Raw genomic sequence first — 19,650 nt, 5'->3', positions numbered from 1 at the left:
TCAAAAGATCGCAGCCTCGTTGCACTCGACAGCTCCTACAGGATGAACGCATTCCAATGTAGGAGCTGTCGAGTGCAACGAGGCTGCGATCTTTTGATCTATTTGTTGTCGTGGATCAGAAGTAGTACGGGAATTTCAGGCTGAAGGAAAAGTCTGGCGAGTCATCGGTCAAGCCGATGGCCAGGTTGGGTACGATCGTCAGGTTGTCGGAGGCGGCCAGGGTCATGCCGATGTTGAAGTTGGCCGAGTTGTAATCGCTGTTGGAAATCGACTGCCAGTCACCGCCATCCGGCCTGATCTTGCTCTTGCGGGCGAACTGATCGGTGAACGAGAACGACATACTCATCTTCTCGTTCAAGGCGAATGCAATGCCGGCGCCGACCTGCCAGGAATCGCCCAGTTTCACGTCCCCTTTCACCTTGGAGCCGACCTGAGGGCTGATGTCGCTGAACGAGTCCTGCACGTTGTAGGTGTAGGACAGACTGCCGAACAGCACGGCAGGGTCGAAGGTCTTGACCAGCGAGATACCCGGGGTGATCGCCCAGACACCATTGCCGGTTGGCAAATCCTCGGGGACCGAGAGGTTGTCGTTGTTCGGGTCGCTGACCAGCTTGATGCCGTAGGGGTCCTTGCCGGTCGGCGCCTTGACGCGCAGTGTAGCGACCGCGTCGGGCAGGTTGGCCGACTCATCCAGAAACTTGTAAGCAACGCCGACGTTCACGTCGCCGATGGTCGGGTCGCGGGTAACGGTTGCGTCAGACGTCACCGGGCCTGCGCCACCAGCGCCACCGGAGGAATACGTCGATTCGCGGTAAACCACGGGGACGTTAATGTCGAACTGCCAGCGCTGTGCCACGTTGTAGCGGGCGGTCAGGTCCAGGGTCCAGTTGTCGGCCTTGATGCGGTCGAGGTTGATGTTGCCGAGAAAAATCGAGTCCAGTGCGAGGAAGCCGTTGAGCGTCAATGCACGAGTATCGTAGTGCGTGTAGGTCAGGCCGGTTTCGACGCTGAACTTGCCGCCACCGAAGAAGCCGCTGGCTTCGTCATACAGGTTGGAAACGCTTTGCGCAGGCTCCGAATCGTCTTTGAGCGATTGGCCGTATGAACTGCCGGTGGTTCCGGGGGCGCCGGCAGCCACCGCCTGACCACCCCTGGCCGGTTCGGCGGGGGATTTGGTCAGGCGTTTGGGAGCGGGTGTCGCAGGTGCTTCTTCGACTTGGCGAACGCGTTGCTCAAGTACCATCAACGCGTTCTGTTGTGCTTCGTAACGCTGTTTCAACTCCATGAGTTCTTGTTTTAGGATTTCGACCTGGGGGTCCGGTGCTGCGTATAGCATTGTGGCCGGGGCCAGGCTACTCAAACATACCAAAGCTCTGAACGTTGAAGATCGTTGCATGGGTTAGCCGTCCCTTCTGACTACATCTGATGAGACTGAGCGTAGATCAGAATCCGAGAGTGCGAAGACCTTTGAGCTGGTCCAGGTTGCCGCTCACGGATCCGGCTGACGGCACGTTGTCACGCAGCACGACATTGAAGGATGTGAGGTTACGGACCTGGTTGCTACTGCCGAGCAAAGTCGTGTTCTGCATCAGTCCACCCTGGGCCAGGCGTTGCATGGTATTGCCCTGGTTGTTATTGGCCACGATGTTGAATTGCACACCCGAACCGGTCGAGGAAACGCTCAGCGAGCCTGCGCCATTGGCGCCGACCAACGTCGTGCCTGCGGCCAATGCCTGGCCCTGTTGTTGCGTTGCTGGCGCCTGATTAGCCTTTGTGACGTTGATATCAACGTTGTTGTAGGCCGTATTATTGTCGCCGGCAGCCCGTACGACTTGGGTGACACCTTCGGTGGTGTTGAGGCCGCTGCCGCCAGTGACGGTGCCGGTGCCCGTGTTGGTGTTCGCGCCTTGCGAGCGCGTTGAGCCATTACCTTTTTCGTCGATCATCGACACATAGAACTGTGGCTTGATGGTTGATTGTTGAATTTGCATCGAGGACGTTGCCCCGATCACTTCACCGTTGGCGTTTTGCCAGGTGCTGGTCATCGCAATGCCAAAGCTGATGATCCGTCCCGGCATGACATAGCGGCCTCGCAGGGTCGCCAATTCCTGATCCTTCAGTTCGATGGGTTTGAAGGTTTGTGCCTGGGTCGGCAGGCTGGCGGCCAGGCAAACCACGGCCAGCCAGATTGGAGTCTTCATGGGATGCTCCCGGAGCGTCATGCTCACTTGTTATTAGAAGAAGTCGCTTTGGATAAATCCAAAATCCATCAACTCTGCGTCCTGCACCGGGCTGAAGGCGTTGACGCGATTCCTGGCGGTCAGTGGCATGGGCGGGTCGAGCAACGCGTTGGTTTTGTCGTAGCCCTGGCCAATGATGGCAAAGATGATGCCGTTCCAGCCTTTGATAAAATCGTCGACTTTGTAGCGTTTATGACCGAGTACCGGATCGCCGATATAGACCCAGCCTTCATGGACTCTTTGCATGACCACAAAATGTTTGTAGCCACGAATATCCATGAGTACTACAACCGGAATTCTGATGTCGTTTAACGTTTCCGGCGCTACCCGATAGCCACGGGCCCGCATGCCGATACTTTCCACGTAACGCTTCATGTCGAGCATGGAGAAGCCCTGGACGCGGACAAGGTCCTGATCGGAGTGAGCCAGCATGCCTTCGATGATCTGTTCTTCATTCACATCCAGCCAATAGGCTTGGCGCAAGATGGTCGCCAGCGCAGCTGCGCCGCAACTGAAGTCGGTTTTTTGTTGTACCAGGTCGGCAAATTTGCGCTCGCGAATGCTCTGGATCGGCTTATACACAACTGCACCGCCCGGCAGGATGGACAGGGGCATTTGTGCAGCCTCGATCACACCGGCCACGCAAAGCAAAAATGCCAAGGCGATAATGCGCATGATGGGACGCCCTCTGGTGGTGTTGAAAAAGGCCCCCGTAAGGGGGCCTCCAGAGACAGCCATTAGAACGAGTTGTTGGAAATGGCCAACGAGTTGCTTTGTTGGTTGCCCACACCAGCAGCCACGTTGACGCCCAGGTTGCCGCTGCCACCATTCACCGAACCGGTCAGGGTTGCAGTGTTGGTCACAGGGTTGGCCCAGCCAGTAGGAGTCAGCACTTGATAAGAGTAGGTATTGCTCAAATCATAAGAGCTGCTTTCACTGTAGGCTTTCGCTTTTGCGTACTCAGACTCGGACGATTGACTGCCCGATTTTTCGTACGAGGAGTCACGCGACTTCGTGTACGACTTGTCGTACGATTTTTCGAATGACGAATCGCGAGATCTGTCGTACGAAGAATCGCGTGACTTGTCATACGAAGATTCGTGCGATCTGTCGTACGATTTGTCTATCGAAGCATCAAGCGTTGCGTCGAGCGATGCGTTAAACGATGCATCGGAAGAACTGCTGCGAGTGCGGTCGCCCCAGCCGTTATTGACGGTAGTGGAGTTGGAAGCCGCCGCAGTAGCGTCCAACGTAGCGTTCAACGAAGCATTCAACGAAGCACTCGAAGAACCGCTTGCACTGCTGCTGTTGGAACCGCTGGCATTGCTGCTGTTGGAACCACTGGCATTACTGGCGCTGGAACCGCTTATATCAACGCTTTTTGAACCGCTGGCGTCATAGCTTTTGGAACCGGCTTTGTTCCAGCTGGAGGAAGCGCTTTGGCTGCCGCTTGCCTCAAACGACTTATCTTTGGAGAAACTGCCGCTCGCCGAATTGGTAACGGTGATTGTATCCACACGATAAGTCCGATCGGCATTGTTGTTCACAATCAGGCCTGGGCCTTGTTGATCGGCAGAAGCGGTGGCTGTTGCGTTACCGAGTGGAGCATTGGTATTGGCAATGGCCATGGTGTTTTTCTGTTGGTTCAGGTCGCCGCCGGCAATGTTGATCCCCATATTGCCGCTGCCGTTATTGCCCGATCCGCTCATCGCGCCAGTGTTTGTGACGCCGTAGTTGTCGACACGGTTATTGTTGCTGTATTGCCGGACGCTAGCGGTAGCAGAGGCAGTGCCAAACACGAAGCTGTTATCCAGACTTGAGTCTGAAGCAGCGTTTGCAATGGCGGCCGCGTTGTCTTGTTGGTTGCCGGCGCCGGCTGCCACGTTGACACCGACGTTGCCGCTGGTGCCTGTGGCAGAGCTGCTCATACTGGCATCGTTGACAGTCCCTTCGTTACGGATGCGGTTACCGGTACTGCTCTGGTTATCCCAGGCATTGGCAGTCGCGTAAACAGGGATCTTTGTTGGAGGAGGAGTGTGCTGACCATTGTTGTTATGGCCATTGTTATGGCCATTGTGGTGGTCGTCACGCTGCCCAGCTTGTACAGCAACAGCCATGACCGCAGCAATTGCGAAAACCAGAGGCTTTATTGCCATCGAAGGTTTCATGGTGATTCTCCGTACTTATTTTAGGTTAAGTGTTGTTTCTTACCTTTTGGGTCAATCCGCGACCCGTACGCTTAGGGTGTTGGCCATTCGGTTTCCCACCCCGGCGCTCTGATTCAGCTGGATCACCCCACGGCTACCGGTGAATGCCTGGTCACTGGTAGTGACCTGGCGATAGCCTGGTGCAGAGTCAGTTGGATCGGAGTTGTTGAGCAGCGCCACGTTCTGTTGCATGAGGACGCTGTCGTCGATGCTTTGCGGCTGAGCACTGATGCTGATACGCAGTGCGTTGGCTTGCTGATTACTGGCACCCGTGCTCTGGTTGACGCCCAGTACACCGTTGCCGTGGCTGAAGGAGTCGCCTTGAATGCTGGATCGGGCATCGACGCCGGGATCGACGTGCGTGCGCAGCCGCTGGCGAATCTGCGTGGTCGCACTGGCGTTGGTGCCGATGGCAATGGCCCGGGCGTTGGCCTGTTGCTGATAATCGCCCGCGGCCTGGTTGACCGTGAGGTTGCCCTGGTACTGCATGCCCGAACCGTCGATGTCGGCGTTATTGATGACGGGAGGTTGGGCAAAGGTCGATGCACTGCAAAACATGGCGATCATCAGCAGCGTACGATTCATCTTAACGGTCTCCCGTTATGATTTTCAGAGCACCCAGGCCTTGCTGGATGTTTGAATTGACCATGTTGGCAATACCATTGCCCGAATTTCCAGAACGTCCGGCGGGGAGGTTGGACAGTTGGCTCTGGTTGCTGATATTGCCGCCCAGGTTATTGGTGTTTTGAGTGACCAGGCGATTGATGCCTGCGCCACTGGCAACGTTGGCAAAGTCGCCGTCGCTCAACTCGTTCGTTTGCTGGAGGATTTGTCTGGACGGGTTGGCATTGACGGTGGTGGGGTTAGGGTCGGGAATGACTGGCGGGATCGTTGCGTTGCGAGTCTGGACATCACGTTTGATGGTAATGATGCCGTTGTCAGCCTGTACAGGCAGGCAGACTGTTGAGCCCAGTGCGCATCCGATCAGCAGGAAGCTATAGATGCTTCTATCAAATTTCCCCACGGCGGCAATTCCTTCTGTAATTGGAACGCTGGCCCTTATCAGCGTTGCGAGGTAGAGAGCAGAAGGTGTGCCGCTTTCTGTTTTTCCTTAAAAAACAGTTGGTTGACTTAATTTGTCGGGGTGGTCAAAAAAATTATGTAACGCCACTGAGACAGACCCGCGCAAAAACGCCGTCCATGCGGGCGGCGGTGCTCGCTGGGGGCATTGAAGGCACGTTGTATCACTGGCTTAACATTTTCTTGCGGGAACGCTCGGGCCGCTTTAGATCGCGGGTTTGCGCAGGAATGGGTGTTTCAGGAATGGACAGTTGCGGAGGGGCGGGGCACCCCGGTCAAGCCTTGAGCAAGCGCGTCACGGCCTCGAATGCCGCGTCCTTGCGCTGTAGCCAGTCACCTTGCACTACCTGGCAAGGCTGGCGGTGCAGGTCAAGCCAATCGAGGCTGGCCTGGAAAAACGCCTGGCGTTCTGCCAGTTGCGGTTGGCAACGCTGGCCATCGTCATGCCAGGCCACGTTTTCAGGGCTCAGCAGCAAATGCAGGTCGTAGTGCCGCGCCAACAATGCGGGTTCGATCCATGGCGGGCAAGCGCCAAACAATGTGCGACTCCACAGGATATTGCTCAGAAGGTGCGTATCGAGAATCAGCAGTGACGGTTGCCGGTTTCGTGCTTCGTCCTCCCACGTAAGCTGGCCATGAGCTATCGATGTAATGTCATCGTAGCGGGTTTCCCGGGCTTCGCTGTCTATAAAGTGCCGAACGTACTCATTGACCAATATGCCGCCAAAGTTGGCGTGAATCTCGTTCGAAAGCCAGCTTTTGCCGCTGGATTCAGGGCCTGTGAGCACTAGTACCTTCATGCGCGCAAGGCCGGGTCGGTACGCCATTCACGCCATCCTTGAATGGCCAGCAGCAAGAACAGGGCATAGAGGGTGGCAGTCAGGTACATGCCTTTATAGATGAACAACCCGACGAAAATCACATCAACGGCGACCCACAGCGGCCAGCATTGCACACGTTTTTGCGCCATCCATAACTGCGCCACGAGGCTGAACCCGGTCAATGCGGCGTCAAGCCAGGGCTGCGCGGCATCGGTCCAGTGCGCCATCGCGGCACCCAGCAGCAAACTGGCGAGGGCGCCAGCCGCCAGGCCTATTGCGATCGACTTTCCATCGAGCCGGCTGACCTGGCGACCGGAATTCGCCTCACCCGCGCGGGTCCATTGCCACCAGCCGTAAATCTGCAGCGCGGCGTAGATCACCTGCAGGAGCATGTCCGAATACAGCTTCACTTCAAAAAAGATCCAGCTATAAAGCAGCACCATGACCAGGCCGATTGGCCAGCACCAGGGGTTCTGTTTGACCGTCAACCAGACGGCAATCACGCCGAGGGTAGCGGCAAACAGCTCAAGCCCGGACATGGGGATTCCTTGGGGAAAACGAAAGAGGGGGCGGATTGTACCGACAGACGCCGTCAAGTAGAACCGACTCACGCGGCCTGTAGCCGCTGCCGAGCAGCGCGAGGCTGCGTTCGGCGACGAAGTCGTCGTGAAAACGGCCCCCGCGGTGCACCCGTAACACCGCGTTCGCAGGGTTTACGACGACTGCGTCGCCGAACGCAGCCTCGCGCTGCTCGGCAGCTGCTACACGGGTGTTGTTAAACCCGGAACTGTTTGAGCAGGCCGTTCAACTGCTCGCTCAAGTCCTTGAGCCGCACGCTGGCCACACTCGATTGCTCCGCCGCCAGCGCGGTGCTGTGGGACAACCCCGCCGCCTGGGTGACGTTCTGGTTGATGTCTTCCACCACATGGGCTTGCTGCAAGGTCGCGCTGGCGATCGATGCGTTCAGCCCGTTGAGGTTGCGCAGCGCCTGGCCGATTGCATTCAGGCTGGCGCCGGCCAGACCGGCCTGTTCGATGGTCAGCTGCGAAGCCCGGCTGCTGTCGCCGATCACTTTGACCGCCGCTTCGGAATGGGTTTGCAGGCGTTCGATCATCGACTGGATCTCTGCCGTGGACTTCTGGGTGCGCTGGGCCAACAGCCGCACTTCATCGGCCACCACCGCAAATCCTCGACCTTGCTCACCAGCCCGGGCCGCTTCGATGGCTGCGTTGAGGGCCAACAGGTTGGTTTGCTCGGCAATCGAGCGGATCACCTCGAGCACGCTGCCAATCTGGTTGCTCTCAGCCGCCAGGGTACGAATCACTTCAACCGCTTGATCGATGGTGCCGGACAGTTTGTCGATCTGCTGCAAGCTGCCATCAATGTTGATCTGCCCCTGCTGCGCCTGAGATTCGGCGTCGCGCATTTCGCTGGCGGCATGCTCGGCATTCTTGGCCACATCCTGCACGCCGTAAGTCACTTCGTTAATGGCGGTCGCCACCAGTTCCATTTGTTGGGATTGTTGCTGGCTGCGTTGCTGGGCCTGGGCGGCATCGTTGCCCAGATCGCTGGAAGACTGGCCCAATGCGCTGGCGGACACTTGCAGCTCGCTGATGACCCCGCGCAGTTTGGCGGTGAAGGCATTGAAGTGCCGGGCCAGTTGAGTGACTTCATCCTGGCCATGGGTGTCGAGGCTGCGGGTCAGGTCGCTTTCGCCGCTGGCGATGTTGGCCATGGCGTTCACGGTGGCCTGCAGCGGACGCACGATGCTGCGAGCGATCATGATCACCAGCAACGCCATGATCAGCGCAATCACCAGACCGACGAAAGAAGCCTTCCAGACCTGGGCATGGAACTCCGCTTGCATGTCATCGATATACACGCCGGAGCCAATCACCCAACCCCACGGCTCGAACAGTTTGACGTAGGAGGTTTTTTCGACCGGGTCGCTGGCACCCGGTTTAGGCCAGCGGTAGTTGACCGTGCCGGCACCCTTGGCCTTGGCCACGGCGACCATTTCGTTGAACAGCGCAAAACCGTCCGGGTCGCGGATTGCCGAGAGGTTCTGGCCATCGAGCTTGGGGTTGGCCGGGTGCATCACCATCACCGGCGTCAGATCGTTGATCCAGAAATAGTCGTTCTGGTCATAGCGCAGCCCACGCACGGCGGTCAGCGCCTGCTTCTGCGCGGCATCGCGGGTCAGCGTGCCGGCGGTTTCCAGGCCGTGGTAGTAAGTCAGGATGCCGCTGGCGGTCTGCACCACGTGCTGGGTTTTCTGGGCCTTCGCCTGGTAAAGGTCGCTATGGATCTGCTTGAGCATCAACACGCCCAACGTCAATAACATCACCACCGACACGATCAAGATGAGCCACAAGCGTCGGCTGATCGACACACTGCGCAAGCTGTTCATAACGCTGTCACTCCGATTTCTTTTTCTTGTAATAAACGATTGCCAGCATCCAACCACGCTTTGCCGGTCGGGCATATGCGACCCAAGTCTCATTACGCGGCAGCGTTATCGAGGCTTGTCTGATAGGATTTCGGCCCCGCGCAGAAAAACCTGAATCCAAGTTGATTTTTCACGGAATTTTTACGGTTTCGTCTGGATCCTTTGTGCGCGGGACTTCGGCTACGCTTGGCGCAGTGAACGATTAAAAAACTAACGGGGCATGCCTTGGCGCATCGTCTTTGGGGGATTGATGGATCTTTGGACCGCCTTTCAGGCATTGATTCTTGGGGTTGTAGAGGGGCTGACGGAGTTTTTGCCCATTTCGAGTACCGGTCACCAAATCATTGTGGCTGACCTGCTCAACTTTGGTGGCGAGCGCGCCATGGCTTTCAACATCATTATCCAGCTCGGGGCGATCCTGGCGGTGGTGTGGGAATTTCGCCGCAAGATCTTCGACGTGGTCGTCGGCTTGCCGACGCAACCAAATGCCCGACGCTTTACCGCAAACCTGTTGATCGCTTTCCTGCCTGCCGTGGTATTGGGGGTGATTTTTGCCGACCTGATCCACGAATACCTGTTCAACCCGATCACTGTGGCCACGGCATTGGTCGTGGGCGGGATTGTGATGTTGTGGGCGGAACAGCGTCAGCACGAAGTGCATGCCAACACCGTCGACGACATCACTTGGAAAGATGCTTTAAAAGTCGGTTTCGCCCAGTGCCTGGCCATGATTCCCGGGACCTCGCGTTCGGGCTCGACCATCATTGGCGGCTTGCTGTTCGGGTTGTCACGCAAGACTGCTACCGAGTTCTCGTTCTTCCTGGCGATGCCGACCATGGTCGGCGCAGCGGTGTACTCGGGCTATAAGTACCGTGACCTGTTCGTGCCGGCTGATCTTCCAGTGTTCGCGATCGGTTTCGTTACCGCGTTCATCTTCGCGATGATTGCCGTCAGAGGCTTGCTGGTGTTTATCGGTAGTCACAGCTACGCAGCATTTGCCTGGTATCGCATCGCGTTCGGCCTGTTCATTCTGGCCACGTGGCAATTCGGATGGGTCGATTGGGCCGCAGCACGCCCATGAATGACGCCAGCGCGCGCAACAACCCCGGACGTCGGTCCGGGGGCGAGCGGGTCCAGCATCCACGGTTGAAACTGCTGGTGTTGGCGATCCTGTGCGCGCTACCGCTGACGGGCTCGGTGTCGCTGTGGCTGCACGGGGTTTCGCTGATCCCGCTGGCGGCCTATGGCATCGTCAGTGTGCTGGCGTTCTTTCTGTACTGGAGCGATAAGCGCAAGGCGCGCGCCGACAGCTGGCGCACCCCGGAAAACGTGTTGCACGCAGTGGAATTGGCGGGCGGCTGGCCGGGTGCCTTGCTGGCTCAGCAGGTGTTTCGGCACAAGACCCGCAAGGTCTCGTTTCAACTGGTGTTCTGGCTCATTGTGCTGATGCACCAAGTGTTCTGGATCGACCAGTTGTTCCTCGGCGCCCAGTTGTTTGCATTGCTCTAAAGCAGCAAGCTGACCTGGGCACGCTTGGGCAGCTTGCTCACCACCAACTGGTGCGAGCGTTTCAACAATGCCTGCAGTTCCTCGGCACCCAGCGGGTAGGGTGTTTGCATGATGATCCACTGGGCCCGCGCCAGATACGGCGCCGGGTGAATGCCCGGGCGGTCGCAATGTCCCAGGAACAGATCCTTGTCGACCTTGAAGGCCAGTGAATCACCGCGCAGGTTCTGCAAGGCGAACATCTTGTTCCCGGCAATCGAAAACACCCGTACGCCTCCCCATTTATAGTCTTCCCGCGCACCGGGCAGCGCGAGGCAGAATTGCGCGACGTCCTCTTCGCTCATGCGTCCAGCCTTCATATCAATCGGTCCCCACAGGCATTGAATGATTCGATCAAATGGTCGATCCAGGCGCGCACGGCCGGCATCACCCCGCGCCGATGAGGGTAGACCGCTTGCAGCCAGCCGCCAGGCAATGACCAATCGGGCAGCAACTGCACCAGCGAGCCATTTTCCAGTTCCTGTTCGCAATACATCATCGGCAGCATGGTAAAACCCTGGCCGGCGAGCGTGCACGCCTTGCGCACGATGAAATCGTCGATGCCCAATCGCGCTTCCAGGCTCAAGTCATAGCTTTTGCCCTGTTGATCGAGCATGCGAATGTGCACCATGCGGTCGGCTTCAAGCGCGCCGAGCACCGGCAAGGTTTTCAGGTCTTCGGGGTGGTTGATCTCACGCTCATGCAGGAAGGCCGGGCTGGCGACCATCGCCATCTGTGCCTGGCGCAGCCGACGGGTCACCAGCAGCGGGTCCTCGTCACCTAAATCCCGGACCCGCAGCGCAACATCGACACCTTCGGTGACCAGATCGACCCGGCGATTGATCAGCATCACTTCCAGTTGCACCTGGGGGTATTTTTCAAGAAATCTGCTGATCACCATCGGCAACATTTCGTGGGCCAGGCCGACGGGGCAGGACACCCGCAAGCGCCCCCGAGGTTCGCTGGACATACTGGCCACGGCTTCATCGGCCATCTCCGCTTCCAGCAGCATCGCCTGACAGTGCCGCAGGTAACGTTCGCCCACGGCCGTCAACTTGAGTTGGCGTGTGGTGCGTTGCAGCAGGCGTGCGCCGAGGCGTTCTTCCAGCTCGGCAATGCGCCGCGACAGCCGGGACTTGGGAATCCCCAGCAAACGCCCGGCTGCAGCGAAGCCGCCGGCTTCGACCACCTTGGCGAAATAGTAGAGGTCGTTGAGGTCTTGCATGATTGGACATCCGATTGTTCTATCAGTGGGACGAACTATCGCATTGTTGCGGACTAATCAGCTATTGGTTTCATCTGTAGGATCCTCCCCATCAGATCGCCCGGTGGCGATCCTCACCTGGAGATCCCTTATGAAACTGTTGCATATCGATTCGAGCATTCTTGGTGACAACTCGGCTTCCCGTCTGCTGAGCAGCGAAGTCGTCAAAGCCTGGCAAGCCGCCGAGCCAACCGCCGTGGTGACTTACCGCGACCTGGCCGCAGACGCCATCAGCCATTTCTCCGCCACCACCCTGGTTGCCGCCGGCACCACCGCTGAATTGCGCAACGCTGCGCAACAGCATGAAGCCGAACTGAGCGCCACCACCCTGGCCGAATTCCTCGCTGCCGACGCCGTTGTCATCGCAGCGCCGATGTACAACTTCACCATTCCAACCCAACTCAAGGCCTGGATCGACCGCATTGCCGTTGCCGGTCAGACCTTCCGTTACACCGAAGCCGGCCCTGAAGGCCTGTGCGGTGGCAAGAAAGTCGTGATCGTTTCTACTTCCGGCGGTCTGCATGCCGGCCAAGCGACTGGCGTTGCCCACGAAGAGTACTTGAAGGTGCTGTTCGGCTTCATCGGCATCACCGACATCGAGTTCGTTCGCGCCCACGGTCTGGCCTACGGTGACGAAGTGCGCACCAAAGCCATGAGCGATGCTCACACGCAAATCAGCGAGCAGTTGTTCGCCGCTGCGTAAGACTCGCGTAAAGAACTCAAACAGCTCAGGCATCACCCAAAAAACTCTGTATTCTGATCACGCAAGTGCCAGATACGGAGTTTTTTGTTTCTGGCCATTACAGATTGTGGCCCGGGTTATGCAGTCGAGGGTTACCGACTCCGGTTCAGTAACAAGGTGGGGCATCCCATGGTGCGTCTTTGTGCAACGTTTCTGATTTGCCTGCTCAGCAGCCTGAATTCAGTGCACGCCGCGCCTGGGTTACGTCCTCACTGGAGCGTCGGCTTCCATGAGATGAGTTTTCTCGACCCGCTGGATTTGCAGCCGATGCGCGCCATCGCGTTCTATCCCTCCAGCGACCGGGAACACACCAGCAAAATAGAGGGTTACACGGTCGAAGCCGGCGAAGACACCCGCGTTGCGATGGGTCGTTTCCCGATGCTGATGCTGTCTCACGGCAACACCGGAACACCCCTTGCGCTGCACGACCTCGCCACCTCGCTGGCGCGCAAAGGGTTTGTGGTGGTGGCGGTGATCCATCCCGGTGACAACTCCAAAGACCACAGCCGCCTCGGTACGTTGAGTAACCTTTACGGTCGGCCCATCCAGATCTCCGAAGCCATTACCGCGACCCTGGGCGACCGCATGCTCGCGCCTTTCGTTAATGCCGATCAGGTCGGCGTGATCGGGTATTCGGCAGGGGGCGAGACGGCGTTGATCCTGTCCGGCGCGACGCCTGACCTGGATCGTCTGCGTCGCTACTGCCAGGAACGCCCGGACGACCGCGATGCCTGCAACACCCAAGGCGAGTTGATTGTCGACCGTGATGACTTGCAGCCGGTGGCGGATCCCCGCGTGCATGCGTTGCTGCTGATGGCGCCGCTGAGTTTGAAATTCGGCCGCCACACCCTGGCCGACGTGCATGTGCCCGTGCTGCTTTACAGCGGCGATGGCGACAAACTCGTGGCATTCGACAAAAACGCCGCCGCCCTGGCGCGCAAACTGCCGATCGCGCCGGACTTCAAATTGCTCGCGGGGGCAGGGCACTTCGTGTTCATGGCGCCTTGCAACGAAGAGCAGATCGCCGCCATGCCGGCGCTGTGCACCGATGCCGACGGCGTCGACCGCGAAGACATCCATCGCAACATGGTGTCCGAAGCCGGGCGGTTTTTCTCCCATGCCCTCGGCAAACCGACCCGAGCCGGAATGCAAACCGCCGACCAGTGAAATTCCTGAAGGCCCGTGTAGGAGCTGTGTAGGAGCTGTCGAGTGAAACGAGGCTGCGATCTTTTGATCTTGATCTTGATCTTTTAAAAGCAAGATCAAAAGATCGCAGCCTCGTTTCACTCGACAGCTCCTACACAGCTCCTACACAGCTCCTACAGGGATTTTTGGGTGTCAGGTTATGGCGCGGCGTTTCAGTAATAAGGTCAGGCCAAGCCCGGTCACCGACAACATCGCCGCACTGAAGAAAATCCACGAATACCCCAGGTTCAACGCCACCGCGCCCATCAATGGCCCGGCAATCGCCAGCGCCAGATCGAAAAACACTGCATAAGCGCTCAAGCCTGCGCCGCGACTGGAGTTGGGCACTTGCTTGATCGCTTCAACCCCCAGCGCCGGGTACACCAGTGACAGACCAAACCCGGCCAGACCCGCGCCGATCAGCGTATAAGCGGTCGAGGGCGCGAGCCACAGCAGCACCAGGCCCACGGTTTCAATGCTCATGCAGGCAATCGCCGAGGTGAACCCGCCGAAGCGGCTGATTGCGGAGATAAACAGCAATCGCGACAAAATAAAGCAGATGCCGAAGACCGTCAGGCACCAGGCCGCGCCGGTCCAGCCACGACTGACGTAGTAGAGGGTAATAAAGGTGGTCAGGGTGCCGTAACCGATGGACGCCAGGCTCAGGCTCGCGCCAAACGGCGCAATGCGCCCGAACACCGCCCAGAACGGCAGGCGTTCGCCGCGAATCACCGGCACCGAAGGTTTGTTGCGGATCAGCAACAGCGCGGCCAGGGCCAACAGTGAAAGTGCTATCCCCAGGCTGGCGAAGCCGTATTCGGCGACCATCACCACGCCCAGCGGCGCACCGATCGCAATGGCGCCGTAAGACGCAATGCCGTTCCACGAAATCGAACGCGCGGTGTGTTCCGCGCCGACCTGGCCCATGCACCAACTGATCGTGCCCACGCCAATCAAGCCTTGGGCGATGCCGAGCAACAAGCGCCCGGCAATCAGGATCAACAGGCTCAGCAGCGGAAAGCCCTGTAGCAGCGTCGAAATCAACGTCAACACGCCACTCAACACAATCCCCGACAAACCGTAAACAATCGCCCGTTTGGTGCCAATGGTGTCCGACATACGTCCGGCCATGGGTCGACTGAGTAGCGTGGCCAGGTATTGGGAGCCGATGGTCAACCCGGCGATGATCGCGCTGAAACCCAGCTGCTCATGGACATAGCCCGGCAACACCGCAATCGGCAGGCCGATGCAGAGGAACGCAATAAAGGTATAAAAAACGATGGAGACGATCTGCAGGGTGATCGCCATGGAGCTTTGCGGTGGCAGTTGCTGCACTGACATGACGGCTCGTTCGCGGGCGGCGGTGGGAGAGTTGCATCATGGCGTGGGTGGGAAATAAAAGGAAGCAGGCTAACTAAAATCAAAAGATCGCAGCCTCGTTTCACTCGACAGCTCCTACAGGAATTTCGATCGACGGACATACGCGGACGATCGGCAACCACATTCCGCTGTAGGAGCTGTCGAGTAAAACGAGGCTGCGATCTTTTGATCTTAAAAACAAAAAGCCCCGTCACAAGGACAGGGCTTTCATATAAAGCAGCGTCTATTTAGAACACAACGCCCTGGCTACGCAGGTAGTCATCGTAAGTACCGCTGAAGTCGATCACGCCGCTAGGGCTGAGTTCGATAATGCGGGTCGCCAACGACGATACGAACTCACGGTCGTGGCTGACGAAGATCAGCGTGCCCGGGTAGTTTTCCAGCGCCAGGTTCAGCGCTTCGATGGATTCCATGTCCAAGTGGTTGGTCGGTTCGTCCATGATCAGCACGTTCGGCTTTTGCAGGATCAGCTTGCCGAACAGCATGCGACCTTGCTCACCACCGGAGATGACCTTGACCGACTTGAGGATTTCGTCGTTGGAGAACAGCATGCGACCGAGGGTGCCGCGAACGATTTGCTCGCCGCCCTGAGTCCATTGGCCCATCCAGTCGAACAGGTTGCAGTCGTCTTCGAAGTCGTGAGCGTGGTCCTGGGCGTAGTAGCCCAGTTCCGCGGCGTCGGTCCACTTCACGGTGCCGGCATCCGGGGTCAGTTCGTTGACCAGGGTGCGCAGCAGGGTGGTTTTGCCGATACCGTTCGGGCCGATGATCGCCACGCGCTCGCCGGCTTCAACCTGGAAGCTGAAGTCCTTGAACAATGTCTTGCCGTCGAAGCCTTTGGCCATGCGCTCGACGATGACCGCCTGACGGTGCAGCTTCTTGGTTTGTTCGAAACGGATGAACGGGCTCACGCGGCTCGAAGGCTTGACCTCGGCCAGCTGGATCTTGTCGATCGCCTTGGCGCGGGAAGTGGCCTGCTTGGCTTTCGAGGCGTTGGCCGAGAAGCGGCTGACAAACGATTGCAGCTCGGAAATCTGTGCTTTCTTCTTGGCGTTGTCCGACAGCAACTGCTCGCGGGACTGGGTCGCCACGGTCATATATTCGTCGTAGTTACCCGGGAACAGACGCAGCTCGCCGTAATCCAGGTCAGCCATGTGGGTGCACACGCTGTTCAGGAAGTGACGGTCGTGAGAGATGATGATCATCAGGCTGGAGCGCTGGGTCAGAATGTTTTCCAGCCAGCGGATGGTGTTGATGTCCAGGTGGTTGGTCGGTTCGTCGAGCAACAGCACTTCAGGATCGGAGAACAGCGCCTGAGCCAGCAATACGCGCAGTTTCCAGCCTGGGGAAACCTCGCTCATCGGGCCGAAGTGCTGCTCGATGCCGATACCCAGGCCCAGCAACAGTTCACCGGCACGGGATTCGGCGGTGTAGCCGTCCATTTCGGCGAATTCGGTTTCCAGCTCGGCCACAGCCATGCCGTCTTCTTCGGTCATTTCCGGCAGCGAGTAGATACGGTCGCGCTCGGCTTTAACCTTCCACAGCTCTTCGTGACCCATGATCACGGTATCGATCACGGTGAATTCTTCGTAGGCGAACTGGTCCTGGCGCAATTTACCCAGACGCACGTTCGGTTCGAGCATGACCTGGCCGCCGGATGGCTCGAGGTCGCCACCGAGGATTTTCATGAAGGTCGACTTGCCGCAACCGTTGGCGCCGATCAGACCGTAGCGGTTGCCCGCGCCGAATTTGACCGAAACGTTTTCGAATAGCGGCTTGGCGCCGAACTGCATCGTGATGTTAGCTGTAGAGATCAAAGGTTTTTCCTGCGAAGCATTCAGAGTAGCTAGGGTTGCGGCAGTACCGATTCAGTACCCGTTTCCGGTTTTCAAACCACGGGAAATGCATCCCGGTCAGAAGCGGAAGGTCCATCTGGCAATAAGTGGACAGCAGCAGTTGGAGCGCTTGGCCCGAGTCGAAGTGCGCTGAGACGGGGTTCATTCCCGTATCAACCAAGGGGGGCGCGTAATGTTTGGCGGCGATTGTACTGGTCTGGCTCTTTAAACGATAGGGCGTTGAGGTCGCGCGGGCGCTTTGGTGGCACCAGCGGACAGATTTTCACATTTGAAGGTTAACTATTGGTTACAAAATGAGACTAAAATGCCACTTTTCATCAGGCGCCGACCGTCGGCGCAGGCTCAAGGACGCGCCACCGGGACCGCTCTTTCGTATTCAGACGCTGCACAAGACCCCTGGGCCGCCGGGTTGGCGGGGGAAGCAGTTTGTTCACCTCTGACGTGTGACGATTTCTGTGAAACTGATCATTGCCGCTATCTATGTAGTATCCATTGCCTACGTCCACCTGCGTGGTCGGGTGCGCCACAAGCTGGGCCGCCAACTGAGCGATCACTCGTCGTTTCTCGCGCCGATCAATTGCTTCCTTTATCTGTTCTCGAAAATCCCCAACAAGCCTTACCTTAACCCGGCCGATTTCCCGGACCTGAGCCCGTTGCAGGAACACTGGGAAGAAATTCGCGCCGAAGGTCAGAACCTGCTCAAGGCCGGCGAGATCAAGCGTTCGAACCAATACGACGATGTCGGTTTCAACTCGTTCTTCAAGACCGGCTGGAAGCGCTTCTACCTGAAGTGGTACGGCGACAGCCATCCTTCGGCAACGAAACTTTGCCCGCGTACCACTGAGCTGGTGCAAAGCATCGGGTCGATCAAAGCCGCGATGTTCGCCGAGTTGCCGCCGGGGTCCAAACTGGTCCGCCACCGTGATCCCTACGCCGGTTCTTACCGTTATCACCTGGGCCTGGAAACGCCGAACGATGCCGGTTGCTACATCAACGTCGATGGTGAGAGCTACCACTGGCGCGACGGTGAAGCGGTGATGTTCGACGAGACCTTCATTCACTACGCCGAAAACACCACCCAGCAGAACCGCATCATTCTGTTCTGCGACGTCGAGCGGCCGATGAAATATCGCTGGGCGGCGGCATTTAACGGCTGGTTCAGCCGTAACGTGATGTCCGCGGCGGGCGCACCGAATGATGCGGGTGACAAGACCGGAGGCATCAACCGCCTGTTCGCCAAAATCTACAAGATTCGCCTGCGGGGCAAGGCGCTGAAGAAGCGTAATCGCAAACTTTATTACCTTGAGAAGTGGGCGATTTTTGGCGGGTTGCTGGCATTTTTTGTACTGATCTGAATGGTGTGTTGCAGCGTATGGCCCCTTCGCGAGCAAGCCTGCTCCCACAGTAGACCGCGATCTAAAGTGGGAGCGGGCTTGCTCGCGAAGGGGCCGATAGACTCACTGCAAATACAATAATCAGCCACGAGACGTCTTCGTGGCTTTTTTCTGCGTAGCCGGTTTCGCCGCCGGTTTGGCCTTGCCGGCACTCTTGCCCCCCAAACTGCGTTTAAGCAACTCAGTCAAATCAATCACATCCGCCGTTTTACGCTCCTCTTCACCAGTCGCCGTTTCCACATCCTCGATCTTGCCTTCATTCGCCTTCTTCTCGACAAGTGCCATGATCTTGTCTTCAAAACTGTCGCGGTAATCCTCGGGTTTCCAGTCCGCGCTCATGTCCTGCACCAGACGCTTGGCCATGTCGAGTTCGCCCTTGGCCAGTTCGGGTTTGGTCACTTCAGTGCCCAACTCCAGCGTATCCAGGCTGCGCACTTCGGCAGGCCAGCGCAGCATCACCAGCACCATCGCCGATTCCAGCGGCATCAACGCCGCCAAGTGCTGACGGGTATGCAGGACAACGTGGGCGAGGGCGACCTTATTGGTCTTGCTGAGGGTTTCGCGCAACAGCGCATACACCTTGCCACCGCGTTTATCCGGCGCCAGGTAGTAGGGCGTGTCGATGTTTTGCAGAGGAATCTGTTCGGCGTCGACAAAGGAAAAGATATCGATCGTCTGTGTGGATAACGGGTGCGCCGACTTGATCTCCTCCTCGCTAAGCACCACGTAACGGCCCTTTTCGTACTGCACACCTTTGACGATATTTTCCTTGGTGACTTCCTTGCCGGTGACCTTGTTGACGCGCTTGTAACCCACCGGGTCCATGCTGCGACTGTCGAGCCAGTCGAAATCCACCCCTTGCGAAGAGGTCGCCGAGACCAGCGCCACAGGGATATGCACCAGCCCGAAACTGATTGCGCCTTTCCAGATTGCCCGTGCCATGGTCGTCTACTCGCAAGTGATGTGTTCAGGTGACCCGCGGCGCGGCGCAAAAGTTTCAGCGGGCTGCGGCCCGGTCCTGTTGGGCCGTCAACTGGTGTTACATCTTGTGAAAGAGGTTTTAGTTAACAAATCCGAACCCCCGGCGTAGCGTGCTATCGAAGATCCTATCCACCCTGACGCCCGGAGGCCTACCATGAACCGATTCGTGCTCGCCTGCACCGTACTGGCATTCAGTGGCCTGTTGAGTCAGTTGGCCCAGGCATCGCCATCGTCGTCATTGCTGCTGGCCCAAAGTCCAACGGGCATCGGCAATAACAATCCTTACAACAGCCCGATCCGCCGGGCCAATCCCAATAGCATGCAGGGCACGCAGCCCAGCGCTCCAGTCATTCGCGGGCCGAACACCGTGCCCGTGCCGCGGCCACCCACGCTGGATAACGGCGGCATCGGCAATCGCTATCCCCAGAACCCGACGGTGCCCGCCAGCCCACCGAAATTCATTCCCAATCCGCCACATCGAGACGCCGACACCAGCAACCGTTGAA

20 protein-coding genes and 1 pseudogene are annotated in these 19,650 nt (G+C 58.0%); 6 read left to right on the top strand and 15 right to left on the bottom strand.

Translation table 11 applies throughout. The annotated features are described in order from the left end of the window. Window positions 1–115 precede the first annotated feature (115 nt). The 10 genes and pseudogenes from fapF to ACA049_RS15790 form a co-directional block, all read right to left on the bottom strand. Window positions 116–1,396 carry a fibril amyloid transporter FapF gene (gene fapF, locus ACA049_RS15835; RefSeq protein ID WP_497328261.1) on the bottom strand — a complete coding sequence of 427 codons (1,281 nt, stop codon included), beginning with the start codon at window positions 1,394–1,396 and terminating at the stop codon, window positions 116–118. Between the two features lie 46 nt (window positions 1,397–1,442). Continuing rightward, window positions 1,443–2,201 (bottom strand): fibril amyloid subunit FapE, encoded by a 759-nt coding sequence (fapE, locus tag ACA049_RS15830; protein WP_497328260.1) that lies wholly within the window; start codon window positions 2,199–2,201, stop codon window positions 1,443–1,445. 33 nt (window positions 2,202–2,234) lie between these two features. After that, a complete protein-coding gene (fapD, locus tag ACA049_RS15825; RefSeq protein WP_497328259.1) occupies window positions 2,235–2,915 on the bottom strand; it encodes a fibril amyloid maturation endopeptidase FapD in 681 nt (226 codons plus the stop codon). Between the two features lie 62 nt (window positions 2,916–2,977). After that, the gene (gene fapC / locus ACA049_RS15820; protein ID WP_497328258.1) at window positions 2,978–4,408 is read right to left on the bottom strand and encodes an amyloid-like fimbrin subunit FapC; all 1,431 of its coding nucleotides are present in this window, start codon (window positions 4,406–4,408) and stop codon (window positions 2,978–2,980) included. Window positions 4,409–4,459: 51 nt separating this feature from the next. Then, complete coding sequence (fapB, locus tag ACA049_RS15815; protein WP_497328257.1) at window positions 4,460–5,032, bottom strand: fibril amyloid subunit FapB; 573 nt, start codon at window positions 5,030–5,032, stop codon at window positions 4,460–4,462. A 1-nt stretch (window position 5,033) separates the two neighbouring features. Beyond that, window positions 5,034–5,471 (bottom strand): functional amyloid chaperone FapA, encoded by a 438-nt coding sequence (fapA, locus tag ACA049_RS15810; RefSeq protein ID WP_497328256.1) that lies wholly within the window; start codon window positions 5,469–5,471, stop codon window positions 5,034–5,036. 331 nt (window positions 5,472–5,802) lie between these two features. Next, window positions 5,803–6,327 carry an AAA family ATPase gene (locus tag ACA049_RS15805; RefSeq protein ID WP_497336879.1) on the bottom strand — a complete coding sequence of 175 codons (525 nt, stop codon included), beginning with the start codon at window positions 6,325–6,327 and terminating at the stop codon, window positions 5,803–5,805. Further along, on the bottom strand, window positions 6,324–6,887 hold the full coding sequence (gene pnuC, locus ACA049_RS15800; protein WP_497328255.1) for a nicotinamide riboside transporter PnuC: 564 nt from the start codon (window positions 6,885–6,887) through the stop codon (window positions 6,324–6,326). The genes ACA049_RS15805 and pnuC overlap by 4 nt, the downstream gene beginning before the upstream one ends. Before the next feature lie 236 nt (window positions 6,888–7,123). Beyond that, window positions 7,124–7,858 carry a methyl-accepting chemotaxis protein gene (locus ACA049_RS15795; RefSeq protein ID WP_371928399.1) on the bottom strand — a complete coding sequence of 245 codons (735 nt, stop codon included), beginning with the start codon at window positions 7,856–7,858 and terminating at the stop codon, window positions 7,124–7,126. A gap of 123 nt (window positions 7,859–7,981) precedes the next feature. Continuing rightward, a pseudogene (locus ACA049_RS15790) lies at window positions 7,982–8,668 on the bottom strand (cache domain-containing protein); the annotation flags it as partial. A 379-nt stretch (window positions 8,669–9,047) separates the two neighbouring features. On the opposite strand from ACA049_RS15790, the gene ACA049_RS15785 reads away from it, so the two are divergent. Next, window positions 9,048–9,878, top strand: a complete 831-nt coding sequence (locus tag ACA049_RS15785) for an undecaprenyl-diphosphate phosphatase (RefSeq protein ID WP_497328254.1) — start codon at window positions 9,048–9,050, stop codon at window positions 9,876–9,878. Beyond that, the gene (locus ACA049_RS15780) at window positions 9,875–10,306 is read left to right on the top strand and encodes a DUF1294 domain-containing protein (RefSeq protein WP_497328253.1); all 432 of its coding nucleotides are present in this window, start codon (window positions 9,875–9,877) and stop codon (window positions 10,304–10,306) included. Before ACA049_RS15785 ends, ACA049_RS15780 begins: the two co-directional genes overlap by 4 nt. On the opposite strand, the gene ACA049_RS15775 is transcribed toward ACA049_RS15780, so the two are convergent. Further along, entirely contained in the window at window positions 10,303–10,662 is a 360-nt protein-coding gene (locus tag ACA049_RS15775) for an MmcQ/YjbR family DNA-binding protein (RefSeq protein WP_497328252.1), read from the bottom strand. The two genes, ACA049_RS15780 and ACA049_RS15775, sit on opposite strands and share 4 nt — an antisense overlap. Beyond that, window positions 10,659–11,567 carry a LysR substrate-binding domain-containing protein gene (locus ACA049_RS15770; RefSeq protein WP_497328251.1) on the bottom strand — a complete coding sequence of 303 codons (909 nt, stop codon included), beginning with the start codon at window positions 11,565–11,567 and terminating at the stop codon, window positions 10,659–10,661. The genes ACA049_RS15775 and ACA049_RS15770 overlap by 4 nt, the downstream gene beginning before the upstream one ends. Before the next feature lie 130 nt (window positions 11,568–11,697). Between ACA049_RS15770 and ACA049_RS15765 the strand changes: the two genes are divergently transcribed. Beyond that, entirely contained in the window at window positions 11,698–12,309 is a 612-nt protein-coding gene (locus tag ACA049_RS15765; RefSeq protein ID WP_077747806.1) for an FMN-dependent NADH-azoreductase, read from the top strand. Window positions 12,310–12,477: 168 nt separating this feature from the next. Further along, on the top strand, window positions 12,478–13,515 hold the full coding sequence (locus ACA049_RS15760) for an alpha/beta hydrolase family protein (protein WP_497328250.1): 1,038 nt from the start codon (window positions 12,478–12,480) through the stop codon (window positions 13,513–13,515). 171 nt (window positions 13,516–13,686) lie between these two features. On the opposite strand, the gene ACA049_RS15755 is transcribed toward ACA049_RS15760, so the two are convergent. Next, entirely contained in the window at window positions 13,687–14,874 is a 1,188-nt protein-coding gene (locus ACA049_RS15755; RefSeq protein ID WP_497328249.1) for an MFS transporter, read from the bottom strand. Window positions 14,875–15,140: 266 nt separating this feature from the next. Beyond that, entirely contained in the window at window positions 15,141–16,730 is a 1,590-nt protein-coding gene (locus ACA049_RS15750; protein ID WP_080943075.1) for an ABC-F family ATPase, read from the bottom strand. A 494-nt stretch (window positions 16,731–17,224) separates the two neighbouring features. Between ACA049_RS15750 and lpxO the strand changes: the two genes are divergently transcribed. Continuing rightward, entirely contained in the window at window positions 17,225–18,124 is a 900-nt protein-coding gene (lpxO, locus tag ACA049_RS15745) for a lipid A hydroxylase LpxO (protein ID WP_497328248.1), read from the top strand. 120 nt (window positions 18,125–18,244) lie between these two features. Here lpxO and ku read toward each other — a convergent pair whose 3' ends face one another. Then, on the bottom strand, window positions 18,245–19,105 hold the full coding sequence (gene ku, locus ACA049_RS15740) for a non-homologous end joining protein Ku (RefSeq protein WP_497328247.1): 861 nt from the start codon (window positions 19,103–19,105) through the stop codon (window positions 18,245–18,247). A gap of 193 nt (window positions 19,106–19,298) precedes the next feature. On the opposite strand from ku, the gene ACA049_RS15735 reads away from it, so the two are divergent. Further along, window positions 19,299–19,649 carry a hypothetical protein gene (locus ACA049_RS15735; RefSeq protein ID WP_497328246.1) on the top strand — a complete coding sequence of 117 codons (351 nt, stop codon included), beginning with the start codon at window positions 19,299–19,301 and terminating at the stop codon, window positions 19,647–19,649. Window position 19,650: the final 1 nt, after the last annotated feature.

Source organism: Pseudomonas sp. LBUM1662 (assembly GCF_059695915.1).
The sequence above is the reverse complement of the archived record's forward strand: the minus strand, read 5'-3'. Positions and strand labels throughout refer to the sequence as shown.

What these genes read in the sequence shown, in the direction of transcription:
- ACA049_RS15760 (WP_497328250.1), top strand. Translation starts at nt 12,478, where the DNA reads ATGGTGCGTCTTTGTGCAACGTTTCTGATTTGCCTGCTCAGCAGCCTG.
- ACA049_RS15755 (WP_497328249.1), bottom strand. Translation starts at nt 14,874, where the DNA reads ATGTCAGTGCAGCAACTGCCACCGCAAAGCTCCATGGCGATCACCCTG.
- ACA049_RS15780 (WP_497328253.1), top strand. Translation starts at nt 9,875, where the DNA reads ATGAATGACGCCAGCGCGCGCAACAACCCCGGACGTCGGTCCGGGGGC.
- ku (WP_497328247.1), bottom strand. Translation starts at nt 19,105, where the DNA reads ATGGCACGGGCAATCTGGAAAGGCGCAATCAGTTTCGGGCTGGTGCAT.
- fapF (WP_497328261.1), bottom strand. Translation starts at nt 1,396, where the DNA reads ATGCAACGATCTTCAACGTTCAGAGCTTTGGTATGTTTGAGTAGCCTG.
- fapC (WP_497328258.1), bottom strand. Translation starts at nt 4,408, where the DNA reads ATGAAACCTTCGATGGCAATAAAGCCTCTGGTTTTCGCAATTGCTGCG.
- pnuC (WP_497328255.1), bottom strand. Translation starts at nt 6,887, where the DNA reads ATGTCCGGGCTTGAGCTGTTTGCCGCTACCCTCGGCGTGATTGCCGTC.
- ACA049_RS15785 (WP_497328254.1), top strand. Translation starts at nt 9,048, where the DNA reads ATGGATCTTTGGACCGCCTTTCAGGCATTGATTCTTGGGGTTGTAGAG.
- fapE (WP_497328260.1), bottom strand. Translation starts at nt 2,201, where the DNA reads ATGAAGACTCCAATCTGGCTGGCCGTGGTTTGCCTGGCCGCCAGCCTG.
- ACA049_RS15735 (WP_497328246.1), top strand. Translation starts at nt 19,299, where the DNA reads ATGAACCGATTCGTGCTCGCCTGCACCGTACTGGCATTCAGTGGCCTG.
- ACA049_RS15765 (WP_077747806.1), top strand. Translation starts at nt 11,698, where the DNA reads ATGAAACTGTTGCATATCGATTCGAGCATTCTTGGTGACAACTCGGCT.
- ACA049_RS15775 (WP_497328252.1), bottom strand. Translation starts at nt 10,662, where the DNA reads ATGAAGGCTGGACGCATGAGCGAAGAGGACGTCGCGCAATTCTGCCTC.
- fapB (WP_497328257.1), bottom strand. Translation starts at nt 5,032, where the DNA reads ATGAATCGTACGCTGCTGATGATCGCCATGTTTTGCAGTGCATCGACC.
- fapD (WP_497328259.1), bottom strand. Translation starts at nt 2,915, where the DNA reads ATGCGCATTATCGCCTTGGCATTTTTGCTTTGCGTGGCCGGTGTGATC.
- ACA049_RS15805 (WP_497336879.1), bottom strand. Translation starts at nt 6,327, where the DNA reads ATGAAGGTACTAGTGCTCACAGGCCCTGAATCCAGCGGCAAAAGCTGG.
- ACA049_RS15795 (WP_371928399.1), bottom strand. Translation starts at nt 7,858, where the DNA reads ATGGAACTGGTGGCGACCGCCATTAACGAAGTGACTTACGGCGTGCAG.
- ACA049_RS15770 (WP_497328251.1), bottom strand. Translation starts at nt 11,567, where the DNA reads ATGCAAGACCTCAACGACCTCTACTATTTCGCCAAGGTGGTCGAAGCC.